This is a genomic window from Corticimicrobacter populi (assembly GCF_003123725.1).
In the GTDB taxonomy this organism is placed as follows: Bacteria; Pseudomonadota; Gammaproteobacteria; order Burkholderiales; family Burkholderiaceae_B; genus Corticimicrobacter; species Corticimicrobacter populi.
On record NZ_QETA01000006.1, the window covers coordinates 160,836 to 181,058 of the forward strand.

Below are 20,223 nucleotides of genomic sequence, written 5' to 3' on the forward strand. Positions count from 1 at the left end.
ATCACGATCCCGAAGCGCTTGCCTAGACTGTCCGGCACGAAGAATTTCTGGAGTGCCGGTCATGTCATCTCATCAATCGGGTGCCCAGCGCATGGAGCTGGTCGCACCTGCAGGCAGTCTGGCAGCCCTCAAGGCTGCGCTGGATGCCGGAGCGGATACAGTCTATCTCGGGCTGAAGAACGCTACCAATGCCCGCAATTTTGCGGGCCTCAATTTCAAGGAAGACGATATCCGTGCCGGGGTGGCGCTGGCGCACCAGCGTGGCCGCAAGGTCCTGTGCGCCATCAATACCTTTCCCCAGGCCGGACGTACGCAGGAATGGCGCAATGCGGTCGATGCCGCGCATGATCTGGGCGTGGATGCCCTCATCATGGCCGATCCCGGCATGCTGGGCTACGCCAGCCGCCGTTATCCTGACCTGCGCCTGCACCTGTCGGTGCAGGGATCGGCCACCCATGCCGATGCCATCGAAATCATGCGTGAGCAGTTCGGCATCCAGCGCGTGGTGCTGCCCCGCGTGCTGACGCTGCAGGAGATCGAGAAAATCTCGCAGCGCACCTCGGTCGAGATCGAAGTGTTCGGTTTCGGCAGCCTGTGTGTGATGGCCGAGGGGCGTTGCCTGCTGTCTTCCTATGCCACGGGTGATTCGCCCAACAACAAGGGGGTCTGTTCGCCCGCGCATGCGGTGCGCTGGACAGAACGCGATGGCACGCTCGATGCGCGCCTGAACGGTCTGCTGGTGGATCGCTATGCGCCGGGCGAGGCGGCGGCCTATCCGACCATCTGCAAGGGGCGCTTCCGCATCGATGGGCAGGAGGATCATGCCCTGGAGGAACCGACCAGCCTGAACGCGATCAGCCTGCTGCCGCGCCTGCAGGAGATGGGTGTGCGCGCCATCAAGATCGAGGGGCGCCAGCGCAGTCCGGCCTATGTGGCCCAGGTGGTATCGACGTTGCGCGCCGCACTGGATGGGGTGGCGCAGGAGTCGACGCGTTTTTCAGCCCGGCCGGAATGGATGACGACGCTGGCACGTCATGCCGAGGGTACGCAGGTCACGCAGGGCGCGTTCGAGCGGCCCTGGAAGTAAGGAGTGGAATGATGTTCAGGATTGCATTGGGACCGTTGCAGTACTACTGGCCGCGCCAGTCGGTGTTTGATTTCTACCAGGCCGTGGCCGAGGGGCCGGCTGATATCGTCTATGTGGGCGAGACGGTCTGTAGTCGGCGGCATGAATTGCGGGCGGCCGACTGGATCGACGTGGCCGATATGCTGGCACAGGCCGGCAAGACCGCTGTGCTGTCGACCCAGACGCTGATCGAGACGGGCAGTGATGCCCAGGCGTTGCGCAAGCTTTGTGCGCAGCAGGACTGGCTGGTCGAGGCTAACGAAGTGGGTGCGGTGCGGCATCTGCAGGGACGCGCTTTCGTGGCCGGCCCCTACATGAACGCCTATCACGGCGATACCCTGGCCTGGCTGCATGGGCTGGGTGCCGTGCGCTATGTCATGCCACTGGAAAACGACCGCGAGAGCCTGTGTCTGCTGTTGCAGGAAACCCCGGCAGGCCTGGAGACGGAGGTCGCTGTCTGGGGGCGGCTGCCATTGGCTTTCTCGGCACGCTGCTTCACGGCGCGGCATTTTCGCCTGCGCAAGGATGATTGCGGGTTCCGCTGTATCGAGCATCCCGACGGGCTGTTGATGGAAACGCGCGAGTCGCAGCAGTTCCTGGCGATCAACGGCATTCAGACGCAGTCGGCCGGTTGCATGGACATTCTCGACCAGGCGGCGGTTCTGGCGCGAATGGGCGTGAGTGTGCTGCGGGTCAGTCCGCAGTCGCGCGGTACCTTCGAGGCGGTGGCGGCGCTGGATGCGATGCGTCGGGGCAGCACGCCTGCGCAGGCGCTGGCGGCAGGTATTCCGCTGCCCGAGGGTATGGAGCGCTGCAATGGGTATTGGTATGGCCGGGCCGGTATCGAATGGGTCGAGCCGGCGGCCAATGAGGTCAATGTCGCCAGGGAGGCGTAGAGCAACATGATGATGGAACAGAATCGCTTGCGGTTGCCGGCTTTCCTTGCCAAGGTGGGCGCACGCCTGCCGGAGCCGTTTGTGTCGCTGCATTTCGTCGCCGGCCTGGAGGTGGCGCGCCTGATGCACTGGCTCAATCCGCCCGAGGAGCTGGAGGGCAAGGTTTTCCTCATCCGGGTCGAGGACCTGGGCGTGGCCAGTCGCTTTCGTGTGATGGCGGGTCGCTTCCGGCCCTGCATGGGCCAGGACGAGGATCTGTCGCTGAGTGCCTGCGCCGCCGATTTCCTGGTGATGATGCAGGGTGAGATGGACGCCGATACCCTGTTCTTCCAGCGCCGCCTGCGTATTTCGGGCGATACCGAACTGGGCCTGGTCGTCAAGAACTGGCTGGATACCGAAGAGCGCCCGGCCTGGCTGCGCAGGCTGGCGGGCGCGTTGTTGCCGGGCTAGCCGTTCGCGAGGCTTGCCAACAGATCGAGCTCTCCCTGTGCTGTTGATGCCAGCGAGCAAGGCTGGCATCAACCGGGTGCATCAGGGCAGTTCGATCCGTACCACGCTGCCCGGGCCGCTGGCGAAGCGGTCAGGCGTGAAGGGTGTCTTGACCGTGACGTAGAGGTGGCTGCCGTCGGCATCCAGCGCAAGGCTGTTGGGGTTGGGCGGCAGGTGGAGTGTCTGCAGCTCGCGGTAGTCGGTGGCATCGAGGATGCTGACGGTACCCTGATCGCGGTGGCCGATGTAGAGCTGGTTGCGCGTCGGGTTGAGCAGGATGTCCATCGAGTCACCCACCGGCAGGCGGGTGATGACGCTGCCGTCGCGGGCGTCCAGCACGAAGGTGGTCTTCTGCTGCGAGTGATCGGTCACGTACAGGCGCTGAGTCTTGTCATCGAACGCCAGGTTCAGCAGCAGTGCCTTGGCGTCGCCTGCCGGTTTCCAGCGCTGCTCGATAGCGTGGGTGCGGGTATCGATGACCAGCACTTCGCCATCGCCGTTGGCGGCGTACAGGCGATGCTGTGCCGGGTCGAGCAGCAGGCCGGTCATCCATTTGCCGGCGTTTTCGATGGTCGTGCGCAGGGTCATGTCGGCCGGGTTGATGGCCCAGATCACGCCGGGATCGCCCACGCCGCCGACATACAGGGTGTCGTTGTCAGCACTGTAGATGGCGCTGCGGGGGCCATAGGGCCAGCCATCCTTGCCTTTCTCGGTGAAGCGGATGCGGCCGAGCGTCTTGCCTTCCTTGAGGTCGATCTTGCTGACGGCACCGGCCAGGCTGTTGGTGACGAACAGGGTGTCGCCAGTCGGGTTGAGTGCCAGGCCGAAATTCTTCTCATCGGTATGGATCAGACCCTTGGTGGCCAGGGTTTCGGGATCAAGCTGATAGATTACGCCACCCTGTACGCCGGGCCGAGCTTCTGCTGCGGCGACATACAGCGATTGGTTGAACGGGCTGTAGCGTACCTGGTAGATGCCGGGACTGAGCTCGCGGCGCAGTGCGCCTTCCTGGGTCAACTGATATTGCTGGGCGTCGCCTGGGGCGGGCGGCAACTGCGGTGCCTCGCCGGTGGCGAAGGCTGTGGAGGAAAGGCCGCAGGCGGCCAGCAGCAGTGCCGTGCGTGCCAGGAGCAGCAGCGGGTTCGGGCGTGGGATCATGGAAACTCCTTGGGTCGATATCGGGCAGAACACATTCCGATGCGCCGATACGGTAGCAGAAAAACAAAAATCTTTTTGATTAGCACATAGGGTTTTATCGTCGTCGTTCGTCTCCATGGACAACCCCTTCCGGTATCCATTGGAGAAGTCCGTTATGTTCCCTGTTCGTTTTACATGTGTGGCGGCTGCCGTTGCTGCGGTGCTCATGGGGGCAGTGCCTGCCTCTGCCCAGACTCAAGCCGCGCAAAATTCTGCCCGTCCTGTTGTTGCTCAGGCCTATCAGCTCTCGCCCGAGGGGGCGCTGCGGCGTGACCTGGCGCATGGGCTGTATCAGGTGCGCTACAGCCCGTTCAACCAGTCGCTGTATGTGGCATCGACCGAAGCGCAGCCCGGTGTCCGTGGCGGCGTGATCTATCAGCTCGATCCCGAAACCCTGGCCACCAAGGGCCTGATCCATACCGATGAGAAGAATTTCGGCCTGGCGCTCAACCCGGCTGGCGACACCCTGTTCGTCACCAACAGTTTGGCCAGCGCCGTCAGCAAGATCGACCTCAAGGAAGGTAAGGTGCTGGCGCGCCTGAAATTCACTGAAAAAAGTACCGATGGCTCGAACTATGGCCCGCGTACTGTCGTCCATGATGCAGGCAGCAATCTGCTGTATGTCGGTGGGGTCGGTGACCCCGGCATGATCTGGGCTATCGATGCCGATACCATGGCTGTGCGTGCGACCATCGGGAATGCAGGGAAATGGGTGACAGGACTGCTGCTCGACCCGGCACAGCACCGCCTTTACTCCGCCAACGGCGATGGCGAAGTGCTGGTCATCGATACCCGCACCCACACCATCGAGCAACGCTGGAAGCCGGCTGGCGATGCCAAAGCGCTGCTGGTGAACCTGGCGCTCGATGACAAGACCCAGCGCCTGTACGTCACTGACCATTCGCAGCAGAAGACCACCTTCGTGCTGGACGCCCGCGACGGCAGCGTCATCACCCGCCTGCCGGTGGGCGACTCGATGGACATCCTGCTCAACCCGACGCGCAACCAACTCTACATCGGCCACCGCGACCAAGGCACCGTCAGCATCCTTGATGCCACCGACTACCGTGTGCTGCAGACGCACCACCTGCCGCCCAACCCCAACAGCCTTGCGCTGGATGCCGACGGCAGCCACCTCTACGTCACCGTCAAGACGCCCTTCACGCCTGACCGCTTCGCCAGCGGCCAGGGCAGCGTGGCGCGTATCCAGTTGCCCTGAATTTTTCCGGAGTTTGCATCATGAAGCATGTTTTTCCCAGGGCCGGGGCCCTGTGCGCCACACTATTGATCCTGGCGTCACCAGCGCTGGCCCAGTCCGTGGTCGATACGCCGGTCTCGGTCTCCCTGCCGGCCCAGCCATTGGCGCAGGCACTGAATGCGTTTGCCCGCCAGGCCGGGCTGGAGTTGATCGTTCGTCCCGACAGCGTAGCCGGCAGAACGGCCCCGGCGGTGCAGGGCAGCCTGACCCCGGCTCAGGCGCTGGAGCGGCTGCTGGCGGGCACAGGGCTTGGTTTTCGGGTCGAAGAGGGGGCGATTGTGATCTCTCGTGCCGAAGACAGCGAGAGTGCCCTGCATCACGGCGGTGAGTTGTCTGCGATCACGGTTCAGGCCAGTGCCGATGCCTCGGCTGGCGGCCTGCTGGGCGAATATGCAGGTGGCCAGGTGGCACGCGGTGGCCGGGTCGGCGTGCTGGGTGCCCGTGACAATATGGATACGCCTTTCAGCCTGACCAGTTATACCAATCGCCTGATCCGGGATCAGCAGGCGCGCAGCGTGGCTGACGTGTTGCAGAACGATCCTTCCGTACGGACGGCACGCGGGTTCGGCAACTTCCAGGAGACGTATTTCATCCGGGGCTTTCTGACGACCTCCGACGATATTGCCTATAACGGGCTGTATGGTCTGTTGCCACGCCAGTTCACATCGGCGGAAATGATCGAGCGCGTCGAGGTGATGCGGGGAGCCGGCGCGTTCCTGTATGGGGCGGCACCGTCGGGCATGGGGATTGGCGGGACAGTCAATATTCTGCCCAAGCGGGCCGCCAGCGAGCCGCTGAATTCGGTCACGCTGGGCACCGCCAGTGGCGGGCAGGTTTATACGGCAGCAGATTTCAGCCGCCGTTTCGGCGAGGATCAGCGCAGCGGGTTGCGTGTCAATGTCGCCCGTCGTGATGGGGATACGGCCATTGATGGCGAACATGTCGAGCTGGATCTGGTCACACTGGGCTGGGACTGGCGCGGTGAGCGCCTGCGCCTGTCGGCTGATGCGGGTTATCAGAACAATCGCCTGAGCGGCATGCGTCCCAACGTGTCGCTGAGTGGTGTCGACAGTGTGCCGGTGGCACCCGATGCGCGACGCAACTATGCACAGCCCTGGACACGCTCCAATGAAGAGGATTTCTTTGGCACGTTGCGGGCCGAGTATGACTTCAATGATGCGGTGACTGGCTGGGCTGCCATCGGTGCACGACGTGGCAAGGAGTTCAACTCGTTGGCTGGTGTGACGGTCAGCAATGCCGAGACGGGTGCGGCCAGCGCCTACCGTTTCGACAACCGGCGCCGGGACGATGTATGGACCGGAGAGATCGGCGTGCGTGCGGCACTGCAGACAGGTTCGGTTCGTCATGACCTGGTGGCTTCGGTGTCGCATTACGATCATGAGGAGCGCAATGCCATCGTCATGGATTTCATGAATACGCTGGCGACCAATATCTATGATCCGACGTACTGGGATCGCCCGGCTTTTTCTGCCAATGCCTTTCGTGGCGGCGACCTGGGAGATCCCGGTCTGTTCAACCATACGCGCCTGACCAGCTTCACGCTGGGCGATACGATGTCGCTGTTCGATGATCGTATCGACCTGATCGTGGGCCTGCGACATCAGCGTTTGCGGAGCACGGCCTACAACTATGCTCGCTCCCTGCCGGAAGCCAATCCCTACGACGACAGTCACAACAGCCCGGTGGCAGGTATCGTCTACAAGCTGGACGACAGTGTCTCGGTCTACGCCAATTACATCGAAAGCCTGGCGCAGGGAGAAAGCGCACCGAACACAGCCATCAATGTGGGAGAGCGGTTGTCTCCCTATGTCTCCAAGCAGAAGGAAATCGGCCTCAAATACGATGGCGGGCAGATCGGCGGCAGCCTGGCGCTGTTCACGACCGAGCAGCCGCGTGGCTATGTCGGTACGGATCGGGTATTCCGTGAGGCGGGCAAGAACCGGCATCGCGGTGCCGAGCTGATGCTCTACGGCGAAGCCTGGCCGGGTTTGCGGCTATTGGGCGGTATCACGCTGCTGGATGCCAAGCAGCGCAATACCGGCAATCCTGCGCATGACGGCAAGCGTGTGATCGGTGTGCCTTCCCGGCAGGCCAACCTGGGCGTCGAATGGGATGTACCCGGCACGGACGGCCTGGCATTGAATGCGCGGGTGATCGCTACCGGCAGCCGCTATGCGGACGTGGCCAATACGTTGCGTGCGCCGGGCTGGGTCAGGCTGGATCTGGGAGCCAGCTACATGATGGACATCGGCGACCGGCTGCTGACCCTCCGTGCCCGTCTGGAGAATGCGACTGGGCTCGACTACTGGTCTTCGGTAGGCGGGTATCCCAACAGTGGCTATCTGGTGCTGGGGGCACCCCGTACTTTTATGCTGAACGCCACGCTGGAGTTCTGAGCACAAGCCGGCCCGTCTGCAAGCCCGGGCCGGCTTGTTCTTTGCCTGTCAGTGGGAAGTGGTAATACGGGGCGTACCCGTGTTTTGTCCCTCGACGTGGACGGGCAGGATTCGGGGCAGCAGACGATAGAAGCCTGCCATGTTCTGTGTGTCGAATGTCCCGGTGATCCGTAGCGCGGCAATGCCAGGGTCGGCCAGTAGCGGTGACGGATGGCCATAGCGAGCGAATTCGGCGAGGACGTGGGACAGCGGTGTGTCGTCGACACTGAGGCTGTGGTTGCGCCAGGCTCCGATGTCGGCTGCGATGGCTGGCTCGGGCCGGGTGCTCTGGCGGGTGTCCAGGCGCAGTTGCTGGCCGGCGGTCAGGTCGATCTGAGATGCTGCACGCCAGGGCAGCCAACTGTCGCCCTCCGGTGCCACGCGCACATGGCCCGATGCCACGGCAACCTGCAGGGTATCCGCACCGGGCTGTCCGGGCGTATTCCGTACCGAGAATTGCGTGCCAACCACTGTGATACGTGCTGCATCAGCTGCCACGATGAAAGGGCGGGCGGAGTTGGCGGCGACCTGGAACATGGCCTGGCCCCGTATCAGGCGTACCTCACGATGCCCGTCAAAGAGTGCCACGTTGATACGGGTATCGGTATCCAGATCGATCCGGCTGCCATCCGGTAGTTCGACTGTCTGCTGTTCGCCGGGCAGGGTGGCATAGCTGTGTGCGAAAGAGGGAGATGCCGTGCCTGGCAACTGGAACAGCAGGAGCGCTACGATCAGGCTGGCCAGCAGGGCGGTCAATTGCCAGCGGCGCGACCAGAAGCCGGTGTGTGGCGTGGGGCGCTGTGCTGCAGGTGGCTGGCATGCATTCCGTGCCGAAGCCAGCAAGGCACCCTGCTGCTGCGCGGGCAATGTGTCCAGACCGTCCCAGTCTTCCTGCCATTCGGCATAGGCCTGGGCATGGGCCGGGTCGGCGGCCAGCCATTGCGCCAGTGCCTGGCGCTGCGCATTATCCAGGCCATTCCGGCTGCGCATGAACCAGTCCAGCGCAGTCTGTTCCGGGGTGTCCGTACAGGCGGAGGGAGAAGAAGGGGAGGCAGTCATGACAGGGACTATTTTAGGCGGCCCCATGGGTATCGGTGCAAGAAGGGGTATGGCGAGCTTCCCAGGCGCGTCGTTCGCGCCTGCACGTCTGCATGGCCAGCCGGATGTGTTGCTCCACCATTTTTTGCGAGATGCCCATCATGGAAGCGATTTCGGCATGTGAGCGGCCATCGAAGCGATGCAGCACGAAGGCTTCGCGACAACGTGGCGGCAGACCCTGGATGGCAGCCAGCAGGACCTGTGCGGCCTGCTGTGACATGGCGGCGACTTCGGGCTCCTGGGCACTCGGTCCGACCAGGGTGTCGGCATCGATGGTTCCGTCGAGCGAGGCCGTGCCCAGGTGCAGGGCATCGTGGCGATGCTGGTCGATCATCAGGTTGCGGGCCGTGCGGTAGAGCATGGCGCGTGGCTCAGCGATCCGGCTGCCCTGTTGCTGGGCCGTCAGTACCCGTGCATAGGTTTCCTGCACGACATCGGCTGCCGCATCCCGGTTGCGGGTCAGGCGGGCGCAGAAGTTCAGCAGTTCCTGGTAGTAGCGCTCGAACACGGTGGCGGCAGACGGCGTGCAGGCGTAGAAAAGAATAATGAAAGGTGTTCGCATTATAGCCTTGTGCCGGGCCGGTGCGTCTGCGCCCGACGCTATCAGCCCGACGGGAGCCGTGTCGCTTCCCTCTATAATGCGGGATTGTTTTTTGCATGTTGGTAATGGAGGCTTCCATGAAAAGAATACTGATGGGGATGGTTTGCGCCGTGTTCGCGGCGGGTGTCTCGGCCCAGGATCTGCGCGTGGCGATCGATCCGACCTACGAGCCCTTTACCTACAAGACACCGGATGGCCAGCCAGCCGGCTTCGACGTGGATATTGCCAATGCCCTGTGCGACCAGTTGCAGCGCAAGTGCGTATTCGTCGAGCAGGTCTGGGACAGCATGATCGCCGGCCTGCAGAGCCGCAAGTACGACGTGATCATCAGTTCCATGTCGATCACCGACGAGCGCAAGCGCGTGGTGGACTTCACCGACCGCTACTACAAGACACCCAGCACCGTCGTGGTGCGCAAGGATCACCCCTATGTTGGCCATGAGTCGCTCAAGGGCCTGCGTCTGGGCGTGCTCAAGGGCAGTACCCAGGAGCGCTATGCCATGGGCGTGCTGCAACCTGAGGGGGCCACGGTCATTTCCTATCCGGCCCAGGATCAGGTCTATCTGGATATCCGCTCCGGCCGACTTGACGGCACGGTGGCCGACAAGGTCGAGGTGGGTGGTGGCTTTCTGAGCAAGCCCGAAGGGGCCGATTACCATGCCGTGGGTGGCGACATCTACGACCCCAAGTATTACGGCGAAGGCCTGGGCATCGCTCTGCGCAAGAACCGGGAAGATCTCAAGCAGGCGCTCAACGAGGCCATCCAGGCCATCCGTGCCAATGGCACCTACGAGGAAATCAGCCGCAAGTACTTCGATTTCGACCCTTACGGTACCGATTGATCCGTGTCTGATTACTACTGGATGATCCTGCAGGGGGCGGGCACCACGGTGGCCGTTTCCTTGCTGTCGCTGGTCGTGGCGATCACGCTGGGCCTGCTGGGGGCCAGCGCCAAGCTGTCCGGGCGGCCTGTGCTGGTGCGGCTGGCGACGCTCTACACCACGCTGATTCGGGGCATTCCGGAACTGGTGCTGATGTTGCTGGTGTTCTACGGCGGAGCCATCGGGCTCAATGCCTTGCTCGAATACGTTGGCTACGATCAGGGCGTTGACATCAACCCGTTTGTCGCGGGTGTGCTGACGATCGGTTTTATTTATGGTGCCTACATGGCCGAGGCCTTCCGGGGTGCGATCCTGTCTATTCCGCACGGACAGGCCGAGGCTGCCTGGGCGTTCGGCATGACCCGCTGGCAGGCATTTCGCCGCATCACGCTGCCGCAGATGATCGGCTATGTGCTGCCGAGTTTCACCAACAGCTGGATGGCGCTGCTCAAGGCGACGGCGCTGGTCAGCCTGATCGGCCTGCATGACATGACCTACCTGGCGCGCCAGGCGGGGGCCGCCAGCCGCGAGCCTTTTATCTTCATCCTGTTTGCTGCGGCGCTTTACCTGCTGTTCACCAGCATTTCCCTGTGGGTACTGCGGCGGCTCGATGCACGCTACAACCTGGGATCGGAGCGGGTGCAGCTATGAGCTGGGCACAGTTTCTCGATCCCAACGAGTTCAGCTGGGCGTTGTTTCTGCAGCCTGATACATTGCGGATGTATGCTTGGGGCATGTGGACCACGTTCTACATGCTGATAGGCCTGTTGTGCTTTGGCGGGATTGCCGGCTTTGTGCTGGCACTGATGCTGACCGGTCGCTCGGTCGTGTTGCAGCGCATTGCCTCGGCCTTCACCTACTGCGTGCGCGGCACACCGCTGCTGATCCAGCTTTACCTGATCTATTACGGCGTGGCCCAGCTCGAATGGGTGCAGGAGCGCTGGGATGCCGTCTGGCCGTGGACGTATTTCAAGACACCGCTGTTCTGCGCGATGCTGGCCTTCAGCATCAATCATGCCGGCTACCTGGCCGAAATCCTGGCGGGTGGCATCCGCGCCACGCCGGCGGGCGAGATCGAGGCCGGCTATGCGATGGGCATGAGCCGCCTGAAGGTCTGGTATCGCATCATCCTGCCTGGGGCCATGCGCCGCATCCTGCCGCCCTACAGCAATGAAGTGATGCAGATGATGCACGGCACCAGCCTGGCCAGTACCATTCCGTCGCTGATGGATATTACCGGTGTCTCCAGCCGGATCTATTCCGACTATTACCTGCCGTTCGAGGCCTATCTGTTTGCCGCCATCCTGTACCTGCTGATCACGTTTTTCCTGATGAGCCTGTTCCGACTGGCCGAGCGCCGCTTTACCGCCTATCTGCGGCCTCGGGCGCACTGACTACGACACGCGATGACCGAATCTGCCTTTTCCCTGCAAGTCGAGAATATCCACAAGCGCTATGGCAACCAGGAGGTGCTGAAGGGCGTATCGCTGGCGGCTCGGCCTGGCGATGTGATCAGCATCATCGGCAGTTCCGGCTCCGGCAAGAGTACGCTGTTGCGCTGTATCAACCTGCTCGAGAAACCCAGTCAGGGGCGCATCATCGTGGCCGGTGAAGAATTGCGCCTGAAACCCAATGCGGCCGGTGACCTGGAGGCCGAGACGCCGCAGCAACTGCAGCGCCTGCGCACGCGGCTGGCCATGGTGTTTCAGCATTTCAATCTGTGGGCGCACATGACGGTGCTGCAGAATATCATCGAGGCACCGGTACACGTACTGGGCATGGCGCGTGACGAAGCCATCGACGAAGCGCGTCGGTTGCTGGAACTTGTCGGTCTGAATGGGGTCGAACAGGCGTATCCCAGCCATCTCAGCGGGGGCCAGCAACAGCGTGTGGCGATTGCCCGTGCGCTGGCCGTAAAACCCGAGGTGATGCTGTTCGACGAACCGACCAGCGCGCTCGATCCTGAACTGGTCGGTGAAGTGCTGGGCATCATGCGGTTGTTGGCGCAACAGGGCCGCACCATGGTAGTGGTGACGCACGAGATGGGCTTTGCGCGCGAGGTGTCGAGCCATCTGGTGTACCTGTACCAGGGCCTGATCGAAGAACAGGGCAATCCGCGCGACGTGCTGGCCAACCCCAGCAGCGAACGATTGGCCCGCTTCCTGTCGGGCAATCTCAAATAGCCTTTTCCGGAGTGAGCCATGCTGATTCGATTTCCCTCAGATATCCCCGCCTCGGAAATCACCTCGGAATCGGTATGGCACAAGCGCCGCGCGCTGATTGCCGCAGCAGGCTTGGCCGGTATGGGCCTGGGTGGCGTGGCGCAGACAGCCCGTGCGGCAGCGTCAGCTTCAGGTACAACAATAGATGGATCCGCGTCGCTGACGGCGGCGCAGGCGGCGATGCAACAGGCTACGCTCAATGCCGCCCTGTCCACCGACGAGGCGCGTACCGATTACGACGCGGTCACTTCGTACAACAACTTCTACGAATTCGGCGTCAACAAAGATAGCCCCAAGCGCCAGGCCGGGGCCCTGCAGACTCGTCCATGGACGGTGCGTGTCGAAGGTGAAGTGCTCAAGCCACGCACATTCGATATCGACGACCTGCTGAAACTGGCTCCCATGGAAGAGCGTATCTATCGACTGCGCTGTGTGGAGGCCTGGTCGATGGTGGTGCCCTGGGTCGGCTATTCGCTGTCGCATCTGCTGCGCCAGGTCGAACCTACCGGGCAGGCGGCCTATGTGACGTTCGAGACGGTCATGCAGCCGCAGGCCATGCCCGGGTTGCGCTACCCGGTGCTCGAGTGGCCCTATACCGAAGGCCTGCGGCTGGACGAGGCCATGCATCCGCTCACGCTGCTGGCCTTTGGCCTGTATGGCAAGTTGCTGCCCAACCAGAATGGTGCGCCGCTGCGACTGGCCGTGCCGTGGAAATACGGCTTCAAGTCGGCCAAGTCGCTGGTGACGATCCGCCTGGTGCGCGAGCGGCCGATGACCTCCTGGATGAAGTCGGCACCGCATGAGTATGGCTTCTATGCCAACGTCAATCCTGATGTGGCCCATCCCCGCTGGAGCCAGGCCAACGAGCGTCGCATTGGTGAAGGGGGGCTGTTCACCCCGCGCCGCAATACGCTGCCGTTCAATGGCTATGGCGAGCAGGTTGCATCCCTGTATCAGGGGATGGATCTGCAGGCCAATTACTGAGCCGGGATGGCCGGCCAGCATGACCCGCGTGAGGCGATGAGTCAGCGCAATCGACGAGGCAGGGCGCGTGCCGATAGGTGTATCTGGTGGCTGGCGTTCCTGCTGGGGCTGCTGCCTTTGTTGCGCTGGCTCTGGCTGGGCGCGACCGGGGCGCTGGGCTTCAATCCGACGGAGTTTCTGCTGCGTTCGTCAGGCACCTGGACGCTGGTCTGTCTGCTGGTGACCCTGGCACTGACGCCGGCCCGTCACCTGCTGGGTTGGCAGGGGGCACCGCGCTGGCGAGGCATGGCAGGCCTGTTCACTTTTTTCTATGCCGTGCTGCATGCGCTGGCCTGGTCGTTTTTCGATCATGCCCTGGTGCTGCGTGACATGGGCGCGGATATCCTGCAACGACCGTTCATCGCCGTGGGCGTGGCGGTATTCGTGATCCTGCTGGCCCTGGCGGCGACATCGAGCAAGGCGGCCATGCGCATGCTGGGTAGGCAGTGGCAGCGCCTGCATCGGCTGGTGTACCTGGCCGGCGGGCTGGCGATTCTGCATTTCTGGTGGCACAAGGCGGGCAAGAACGACTGGCTGGAGCCGTTGCTGTATGGCGGTGTGCTGGTGCTGCTGCTGGCTGTGCGGGTGGTCGTGAAATTGCGGATGCGTTGGCGTGCAACGCATCGGTCCTCACTGCCATAACCAGCTGACAGGTACGGGGAGAGTACCCGTCATGGAGGTGTGCCGGCTCAGCCCTGTGTGGCGTTGCGTGTTGCCAGCAGTGCGTGGGCGACTTCGGTCAAGGTGCGGCCGCTGCGCATGGCTTCATGTTGCAGTTGTGCGTGCGCGTCGGCTTCGCTGATCCGGTGCAGCTCGACCAGTATCCATTTGGCTTTTTCGATATGTCGGCGTTCGTCCAGGGCGGTACGGGCCTGATCCAGAGCCTGGTCGGATGCCTGGATGCGTTCGGCCTGGGCCTGCAGCAGATCCAGAATGGAGCGTTCCATGCCGCTGGCGATGCCGTCAGCCGGAGCCACGTCCAGCGGACGACTCTGGACATCGAACAGCATGGTGGGCCGGGTGCTGCCCTCGTGGGCCGCCATGCTGTCGAGCAGAGCGCGGTGGTTGCGCAGGTCCAGGCTGACGGCTTCGATGCGCTGGCGGCAGCGCTGGGCCAGCGTGGTCGTCAACTGGCATTCGATGGGGTGCATGCCGTCGATGCGCGCGGTACACAGATCAAACCACAGGGCCGCCATGCCGGTATCGACCGGCTGCTCTGCCGAGGTGCGGGCGGCCATGCCACGCAGGGACAAAACGGGTTCGTGCAGGTCGTCCAGACTCTGCCAGGCCTGCAGGCTCTGTCTGTCGGCCAATGCTTCGAACTGCATGAAGCAGCGCGTCTGCCTTTCGGCCAGCATGACCATGTGGACTTTCTGGGTAGGATTGAAGCGGCCCGCGGTATAACCGAGCACGCCGTAGGCTCGTTCCTGGCCACACAGTTCCTTGCCCTGCATGAAGTTCAGCAGTGCGGCCAGCAGGCGAGTGATGTCGGCATCGTGCGCGGCATCGGTCGTTTCTACCGCAACGGCCAGCAGACTGGAAATCAGGCGGGTGAAGGCCGCGCTGGCGTCGCCTGGCTGCAGGCGGTGCGCGAGGATATTGCAGCGCAGGATGGGCAGTCCATCCAGACGGTAGAGCGCATGGGCGATACTGTCGAACAGCCGGGCCCGGCCATGGTCACTGCCGATGGGGTGGGTCAGCAGGGCATCCAGAAAGGTGCGGACATCGGCCTCATGGGTGGATACCGACTGGTGCTGTGCATCCAGAATGTGTTGCCGCTCAGGCGTCGGATGGCACAGGAACAGATTGGTGTAGCCCCGTTCTTTTTGCAGCTCATGAACCAGGTGGCTGATCAGGGTGACCAGCTCGCACGTATGCGCCAGCGATTCGAGACTGTGCAGTTCCGCCTGGCGGGCGGCGATCAGGAAGCGCAGTGTCGGGGGCAGGGTCTGTCGGGTCATGGTGTGCGTGGTGTTTGCGGGGGACTCAGGCCTCCTGGCTGCATGGAATCATACAGGAGCGGTATTCGGAACACGAGGTGGCCTGTGTCCCGGCCTGGGCGGCGACGCTGCCGATGATCAGGATGGCCGGGCTGCGCAGGCCGGCTGCCTGCCCGTCTGCGGGCATCTCGTGCAGCGTACTGTCGATCTGGCGCTGGTAGGGCAGGCTGGCATTCTCGATCATGCAGACCGGGGTATGTCCGGGCAGGCCACCCTCCTGCAATTGCCGGGAGATGTCGTCCAGCCGGGTCACGCCCATGTAGACCACCAGTGTGGTGCCGCTGCGTGCCAGCGCTTCCCAGGGAGGCGGGCTGTCATCGTCCGTGTGGGCCGTGACCAGGCTGACGCCGCGTGCGATGCCGCGCAGTGTCAGTGGGATGTTGCATGCGGTGGCTGCCGCCAGGCCTGCCGTAATGCCATTGACGATGCCGCAGGCAATGCCGTGGCGGGCCAGCCATTCGATTTCTTCGCCGCTGCGTCCGAAAATTCCGGGGTCGCCGCCCTTGAGGCGAATGACCGTGAGCCCTTGGCGCGCGTAGCGCAGCATCAGGCGCTGGATGAATGACTGGGGCGTGGAGCGGCAGCCCCCGCGCTTGCCGACACGGATGATCTGGGCTTGCGGGCAATAGTGCAGGACCCCTTCCCCGACCAGATCGTCGACCAGCACAATGTCGGCCTGGGCCAGGATGCGTACGGCCTTCAGTGTCAGCAGTTCCGGGTCGCCCGGCCCGGCCCCGACCAGCCAGACAGAGGGGTGCATGCCTGGGTGCGAGAGCGTGTTGTGCATCAGTACACATCCTTGAGATAGCGGCGCTGTTGCGCCAGACTGTCGATATAGAGATCGGCCGCTTCCGGTGTCAGGCCACCGTGTGTGCGGGCGATCTGGCGCAGCGTGGCATCGACGTCGCGGGCCATGCGGGCGGCGTCGCCGCAGATATAGAGATGCCCGTTTTCCTGTAGCCAGCGCCAGAGCAGAGCCCCCTGTTCAAGCATGCGATGCTGGACATATATCTGCGTTTCCTGATCGCGCGAAAACGCGGTATCCAGCCGGTTCAGGTGGCCGCTGGCCAGCCAGGCATCCAATTCCTGCCGATAGTAGAAATCGGTGGCCTGATACTGTTCCCCAAAGAAAAGCCAGTTCGGGCCGTGTGCGCCATCGGCTTCCCGATCCTGCAGGAATGCTCGAAAGGGGGCGATACCCGTGCCTGGGCCAATCATGATCATGGGCGCGTCAGGATCGACGGGTGGTTTGAATAGAGGGGATTTCTGCACGAAGATGGGCACAGTGCCGTGCTCGGCACGGTCGGCCAGAAATGTCGAGCAGACACCGCCGCGCGGTTGCCCATCCAGGAGATAGCGGACCGTGCCCACGGTCAGGTGTACCGACTGCGGCACGACCTTCTGGCTGGATGAAATCGAATACAGCCTGGGTTGCAGGCGCTTGAGCAGCGACAGCAGTTCCGGTGCGGACAGACGGATCGGGCAGGCTGCCAGCAGGTCCGTCAGTTGCCTGCCCCAGAGCCAGGCTTGCAATTGTGCCTTGTGGGCAGGCTGCAATAGCCCGGTCAGCAGTTCGCTTTGGCTGCGTTCATGAATGGCATGCAGCAGCTCCTTGGTGATGCGGGTGATGTCCAGATGGTGCAGCAAGGCATCACCCAGTGGCATCGTGATGCCGTTGAGTTCCACCGATGTGTCGGGGGCCAGCGCCAGTGCAGATAGCAAGGAGGAAACCTGCATCGGGTCATTGCGTGGCCAGACGCCCAGGGCATCGCCTGCTTCGTAGCGCAGGCCACTGTCGGCCAGGCCAAAGCCGAACTGGCGGGTGTCTTTCCCGGAGCCGGGCAGGTTGAGGCGCTGGTTCAGCTCCAAGTGGGCCGGCAAGGGGTTTTTGCGGCTGAACGCAGCGGTTGATTCTGCGGTTGAGGCACTGCCGACAGCGGCCGGGGTGGCGCTACCGGCAGGCACCGGTGCGGGGTTGGCCGTAACAGCGCTGATGGCGGCAACTGTGGTGGGTTCCGGTGCTTGGAGAGTTTCGGCGGTGAGCGCCTGGGCAATGTGCTGGCACCATGCCGTGGCCTGATCATGGGTGTCGGGTTCGCAGGGCAGGCACGGCGTCAGTTGGCGTGCCCCCAGTGCAGCCAGGCGTTGATCGAGTTGGCGGCCGAACCCGCAGAACTGATCATAGCTGGAGTCGCCAAGCGCCAGCACGGCATAGGTGCTTTTCTCCAGGCGGGGCATGTCGTTCGCGCACAGCGCCTGCCAGAATGCTGCGGCATGATCTGGTGGCTCGCCATCCCCGAAGGTGCTGACGCAGGCCAGTATGTGTGGGGCGCGAGCCAGGTCGGTGGCCTGGATGGCATCCATGCTGCTGAGTGTGACATCCAGGCCGCATTCGCGCAGGTGCTGCGCGCATTGCCGGGCCAGCGTTTCCGCATTGCCGGTCTGTGACGCCCACAACAGGGTGATGACCTGGGCTGTATTGGCGGGTGCGGAAGGTGGTGCAATAACTGCCTGGCCTGCCGGTGCGACGCTGTGATTCAGCAGGCCTGCCAGCAGACCATCCAGAAACAGCCGATGGGCGGGCTTGAGCGGGGCTGATAGCGGCAGGACGGGCGCAACGCCCGCAGTGGACAGGGATTGGGTGCCCAATGCCGTCAGATAGCCCTGGACATAATGCTGTTCGTCGGGCTCCAGGGTGATGGTCGGCGGGTTGTCCAATCCCAGCAGGCTGGCCACGATATCGAGTGCAGGGTGTATGTTGGTGCACATGTTTTGCAGGGGGGCGGCAGGCCTTGTTGCCGTGTCGCTGGTATCTGTGCTGCACTCAGGTGCCTGCGCTGTCTCTGATGCAATGGGCGTTAGCGAGATGGCGCAGTATTTGAGTTCCGGTTGCAGCGAGATCGGATCGACCGCATCGCTGGTGAGGGCATTGATGGCCATATTTTCTCCAAACACATCGCTCCAGTGAAACGGCGCAAAGCAGCTGCCTGGCTGAACCCGGTTTGAAATGCTGGCGGGCAGGCGGGCCTTGCCCCGGCGCGAACGGATTTCGACCTGCATTTGGTCGGTCAGGCCAAGGGCGGCAGCATCCTCGGGATGAATTTCGATGAACGGGGCCGGATTCAGGCGGTTGAGCGCCGGCACCTTGCCGGTCTTGGTCATGGTGTGCCACTGATGCTGGAGTCGTCCGGTATTGAGGATCAGCGGGAATTCTGTATCCGGCAGTTCGGCTGCCGGCAGGCAGGGGCGGGCGAAAAAAACGGCCCGGCCATTGGCGGTGGCAAATTTCAGGCGCGGGCCTTGTGCCGGCCCCGGGTGCAGGTAGCGGATCGGATGCCGGTCCTGCGGATCGTCGGGTGGGCAGGGCCATTGCAGGGGGGTCTCGCGCAGGCGGGCATGGCTGGCACCGCGCAGGTCATAGCCGGTGGCGGGGTTCCAGGTCTGGCGGATTTCGTCGAACACATCGCTGGCACACGCGTAGTCGAAGGCGTCGGCGTAGCCCATTTCACAGGCGATGCGGGCGATGATGCGCCAGTCGGCCATGGCCTGTCCGGGTGGTGGGACGGCCTGGCGCGCCAGGGTCAGGTTGCGCTCCGAGTTGATCATCACGCCGTCGCTCTCGGCCCACAGCGCACCTGGCAGCAGGACATCGGCATAGGCATTGGTTTCCGTGTCCAGAAAGGCGTCCTGCGCGATGACCAGTTCCGCCGCGCCCAGTCCGTCGATGACGGTCTGGCGGTTGGGGGCGCTGGCGACGGGGTTAGTGCAGATAATCCAGCAGGCCTTGATCTGACCGTCGCGCATTTGCTCGAACATGGCGACGGTGCCATCACCCGGATCGCTGCGCAGGGTGCCGGGGGCAAGTTGCCACAGATTTTCGATGAAAGTTCGGTCATCGGCCTGCAGGGCCGAGCGCTGACCCGGCAGGCCAGGCCCCATGTAGCCCATCTCGCGCCCGCCCATGGCATTGGGCTGGCCGGTCAGCGAGAATGGGCCGCTGCCGGGTCGGCAGATCTTGCCGGTGGCCAGGTGCAGGTTGCACAGGGCATTGGTATGCCAGGTGCCGTGGGTACTCTGGTTCAGCCCCATGGTCCAGCAGCTCATCCATTCGCCGGCTTCGGCGATCCATTGCGCGGCGGTCCTGATATCGGCTTCGGGCAGGCCGGTCATGGCGGCAGCCTGCGCCGGTGCATAGTCTGCCAGGAAGGCGGGCATGGTCTCCCAGCCATCGGTATGTTGGGCGATGAACGCCGGATCGATATGTCCCTCTGCCACCAGCAGGTACAACAGGCCGTTGAGCAAAGCCAGATCGCTGCCAGGGCGGATCGGCAGATACAGGTGTGCCTTGTCGGCGGTGGCCGTGCGTCGTGGATCGACTACGATCAGTCGGGCTCCCGCCTTGATGCGATCCATCATGCGCAGGTACAGGATGGGATGGCAGTCCGCCATGTTGGCCCCGATCACGAAAAACAGGTCGGCATGATCGAAATCCTGGTATGAGCCGGGCGGTGCATCCGCACCCAGTGACTGCTTGTAGCCGCTGCCGGCACTGGCCATGCACAATCGCGAGTTGCTCTCGATGTGGCGGGTACGGATATAGCCTTTGGCGAGTTTGTTGGCCAGGTACTGGGCTTCCAGCGACATCTGGCCGGACACGTACAGGGAAATGGCATCCGGCCCGTGGGTGTCCAGGATATGGCGCAGCCGTCGGGCCGTATCGCGCAAGGCCGCATCGATATCCATCCGCATGGGCTCCTGGTGGCGCTGTGTGCGCACCCAGGCGTCGGCAAGCCGGCCAGGCGTATCGAGTGGCAGGTGACAGCTTTGCCCCTTGGTGCATAACCGCCCCGCGTTGCTGGGATGATTGCGGTCACCGGATACCTTGATGACGCGCTGGCCGTCGACATGCAGCACGATGCCGCAGCCCACGCCGCAATAGGGGCATACGGATTTGACGGTCTCGGCCATGGTGAGGG

17 protein-coding genes are annotated in these 20,223 nt (G+C 63.2%); 11 read left to right on the forward strand and 6 right to left on the reverse strand.

All coding sequences use genetic code 11. The annotated features are described in order from the left end of the window. The first annotated feature begins 61 nt into the window (after positions 1 to 61). Genes ubiU through ubiT form a run of 3 tightly spaced genes read left to right on the forward strand, consistent with a single transcriptional unit; the run spans position 62 to position 2,472 of the window. Positions 62 to 1,087: a ubiquinone anaerobic biosynthesis protein UbiU gene (gene ubiU / locus DD235_RS13795; protein ID WP_239990158.1), complete on the forward strand. Its 1,026-nt coding sequence runs from the start codon at positions 62 to 64 to the stop codon at positions 1,085 to 1,087. 8 nt (positions 1,088 to 1,095) lie between these two features. Beyond that, positions 1,096 to 2,022, forward strand: a complete 927-nt coding sequence (locus DD235_RS13800; protein ID WP_109062680.1) for a U32 family peptidase — start codon at positions 1,096 to 1,098, stop codon at positions 2,020 to 2,022. Between the two features lie 12 nt (positions 2,023 to 2,034). After that, positions 2,035 to 2,472, forward strand: a complete 438-nt coding sequence (gene ubiT / locus DD235_RS13805; RefSeq protein ID WP_109062761.1) for a ubiquinone anaerobic biosynthesis accessory factor UbiT — start codon at positions 2,035 to 2,037, stop codon at positions 2,470 to 2,472. Between the two features lie 81 nt (positions 2,473 to 2,553). On the opposite strand, the gene DD235_RS13810 is transcribed toward ubiT, so the two are convergent. After that, a complete protein-coding gene (locus tag DD235_RS13810) occupies positions 2,554 to 3,669 on the reverse strand; it encodes a YncE family protein (RefSeq protein ID WP_109062681.1) in 1,116 nt (371 codons plus the stop codon). Between the two features lie 154 nt (positions 3,670 to 3,823). On the opposite strand from DD235_RS13810, the gene DD235_RS13815 reads away from it, so the two are divergent. Both DD235_RS13815 and DD235_RS13820 read left to right on the forward strand, forming a co-directional pair. Continuing rightward, positions 3,824 to 4,927, forward strand: coding sequence for a YncE family protein (locus tag DD235_RS13815; RefSeq protein WP_109062682.1), 1,104 nt, complete (start codon positions 3,824 to 3,826; stop codon positions 4,925 to 4,927). A gap of 20 nt (positions 4,928 to 4,947) precedes the next feature. Beyond that, on the forward strand, positions 4,948 to 7,383 hold the full coding sequence (locus DD235_RS13820; RefSeq protein ID WP_109062683.1) for a TonB-dependent receptor: 2,436 nt from the start codon (positions 4,948 to 4,950) through the stop codon (positions 7,381 to 7,383). Positions 7,384 to 7,431: 48 nt separating this feature from the next. Here DD235_RS13820 and DD235_RS13825 read toward each other — a convergent pair whose 3' ends face one another. Both DD235_RS13825 and DD235_RS13830 read right to left on the reverse strand, forming a co-directional pair. Continuing rightward, positions 7,432 to 8,481, reverse strand: coding sequence for a FecR domain-containing protein (locus tag DD235_RS13825; RefSeq protein WP_162300504.1), 1,050 nt, complete (start codon positions 8,479 to 8,481; stop codon positions 7,432 to 7,434). Between the two features lie 13 nt (positions 8,482 to 8,494). Then, positions 8,495 to 9,082: an RNA polymerase sigma factor gene (locus tag DD235_RS13830; protein ID WP_239990159.1), complete on the reverse strand. Its 588-nt coding sequence runs from the start codon at positions 9,080 to 9,082 to the stop codon at positions 8,495 to 8,497. A 116-nt stretch (positions 9,083 to 9,198) separates the two neighbouring features. Here DD235_RS13830 and DD235_RS13835 point away from each other — a divergent pair, with 116 nt between their 5' ends. Genes DD235_RS13835 through DD235_RS13860 form a run of 6 tightly spaced genes read left to right on the forward strand, consistent with a single transcriptional unit; the run spans position 9,199 to position 13,889 of the window. Further along, positions 9,199 to 9,963, forward strand: coding sequence for a transporter substrate-binding domain-containing protein (locus DD235_RS13835; RefSeq protein WP_239990160.1), 765 nt, complete (start codon positions 9,199 to 9,201; stop codon positions 9,961 to 9,963). A gap of 3 nt (positions 9,964 to 9,966) precedes the next feature. After that, complete coding sequence (locus tag DD235_RS13840; protein ID WP_109062686.1) at positions 9,967 to 10,653, forward strand: ABC transporter permease; 687 nt, start codon at positions 9,967 to 9,969, stop codon at positions 10,651 to 10,653. Then, a complete protein-coding gene (locus tag DD235_RS13845) occupies positions 10,650 to 11,396 on the forward strand; it encodes an ABC transporter permease (RefSeq protein WP_204524245.1) in 747 nt (248 codons plus the stop codon). The genes DD235_RS13840 and DD235_RS13845 overlap by 4 nt, the downstream gene beginning before the upstream one ends. Before the next feature lie 12 nt (positions 11,397 to 11,408). After that, positions 11,409 to 12,185, forward strand: coding sequence for an ABC transporter ATP-binding protein (locus DD235_RS13850; protein WP_109062687.1), 777 nt, complete (start codon positions 11,409 to 11,411; stop codon positions 12,183 to 12,185). A gap of 18 nt (positions 12,186 to 12,203) precedes the next feature. Continuing rightward, complete coding sequence (gene msrP / locus DD235_RS13855) at positions 12,204 to 13,208, forward strand: protein-methionine-sulfoxide reductase catalytic subunit MsrP (RefSeq protein WP_109062688.1); 1,005 nt, start codon at positions 12,204 to 12,206, stop codon at positions 13,206 to 13,208. Positions 13,209 to 13,214: 6 nt separating this feature from the next. After that, positions 13,215 to 13,889 carry a protein-methionine-sulfoxide reductase heme-binding subunit MsrQ gene (locus tag DD235_RS13860; RefSeq protein ID WP_239990161.1) on the forward strand — a complete coding sequence of 225 codons (675 nt, stop codon included), beginning with the start codon at positions 13,215 to 13,217 and terminating at the stop codon, positions 13,887 to 13,889. Positions 13,890 to 13,936: 47 nt separating this feature from the next. Here the strand turns inward: DD235_RS13860 and DD235_RS13865 are convergent, their stop codons facing one another. Genes DD235_RS13865 through DD235_RS13875 form a run of 3 tightly spaced genes read right to left on the reverse strand, consistent with a single transcriptional unit; the run spans position 13,937 to position 20,215 of the window. Further along, positions 13,937 to 15,208, reverse strand: a complete 1,272-nt coding sequence (locus DD235_RS13865; protein ID WP_109062689.1) for a nitrate- and nitrite sensing domain-containing protein — start codon at positions 15,206 to 15,208, stop codon at positions 13,937 to 13,939. 25 nt (positions 15,209 to 15,233) lie between these two features. Continuing rightward, complete coding sequence (cobA, locus tag DD235_RS13870) at positions 15,234 to 16,034, reverse strand: uroporphyrinogen-III C-methyltransferase (RefSeq protein ID WP_239990162.1); 801 nt, start codon at positions 16,032 to 16,034, stop codon at positions 15,234 to 15,236. Beyond that, entirely contained in the window at positions 16,034 to 20,215 is a 4,182-nt protein-coding gene (locus DD235_RS13875; protein ID WP_109062690.1) for a bifunctional nitrate reductase/sulfite reductase flavoprotein subunit alpha, read from the reverse strand. The genes cobA and DD235_RS13875 overlap by 1 nt, the downstream gene beginning before the upstream one ends. Positions 20,216 to 20,223: the final 8 nt, after the last annotated feature.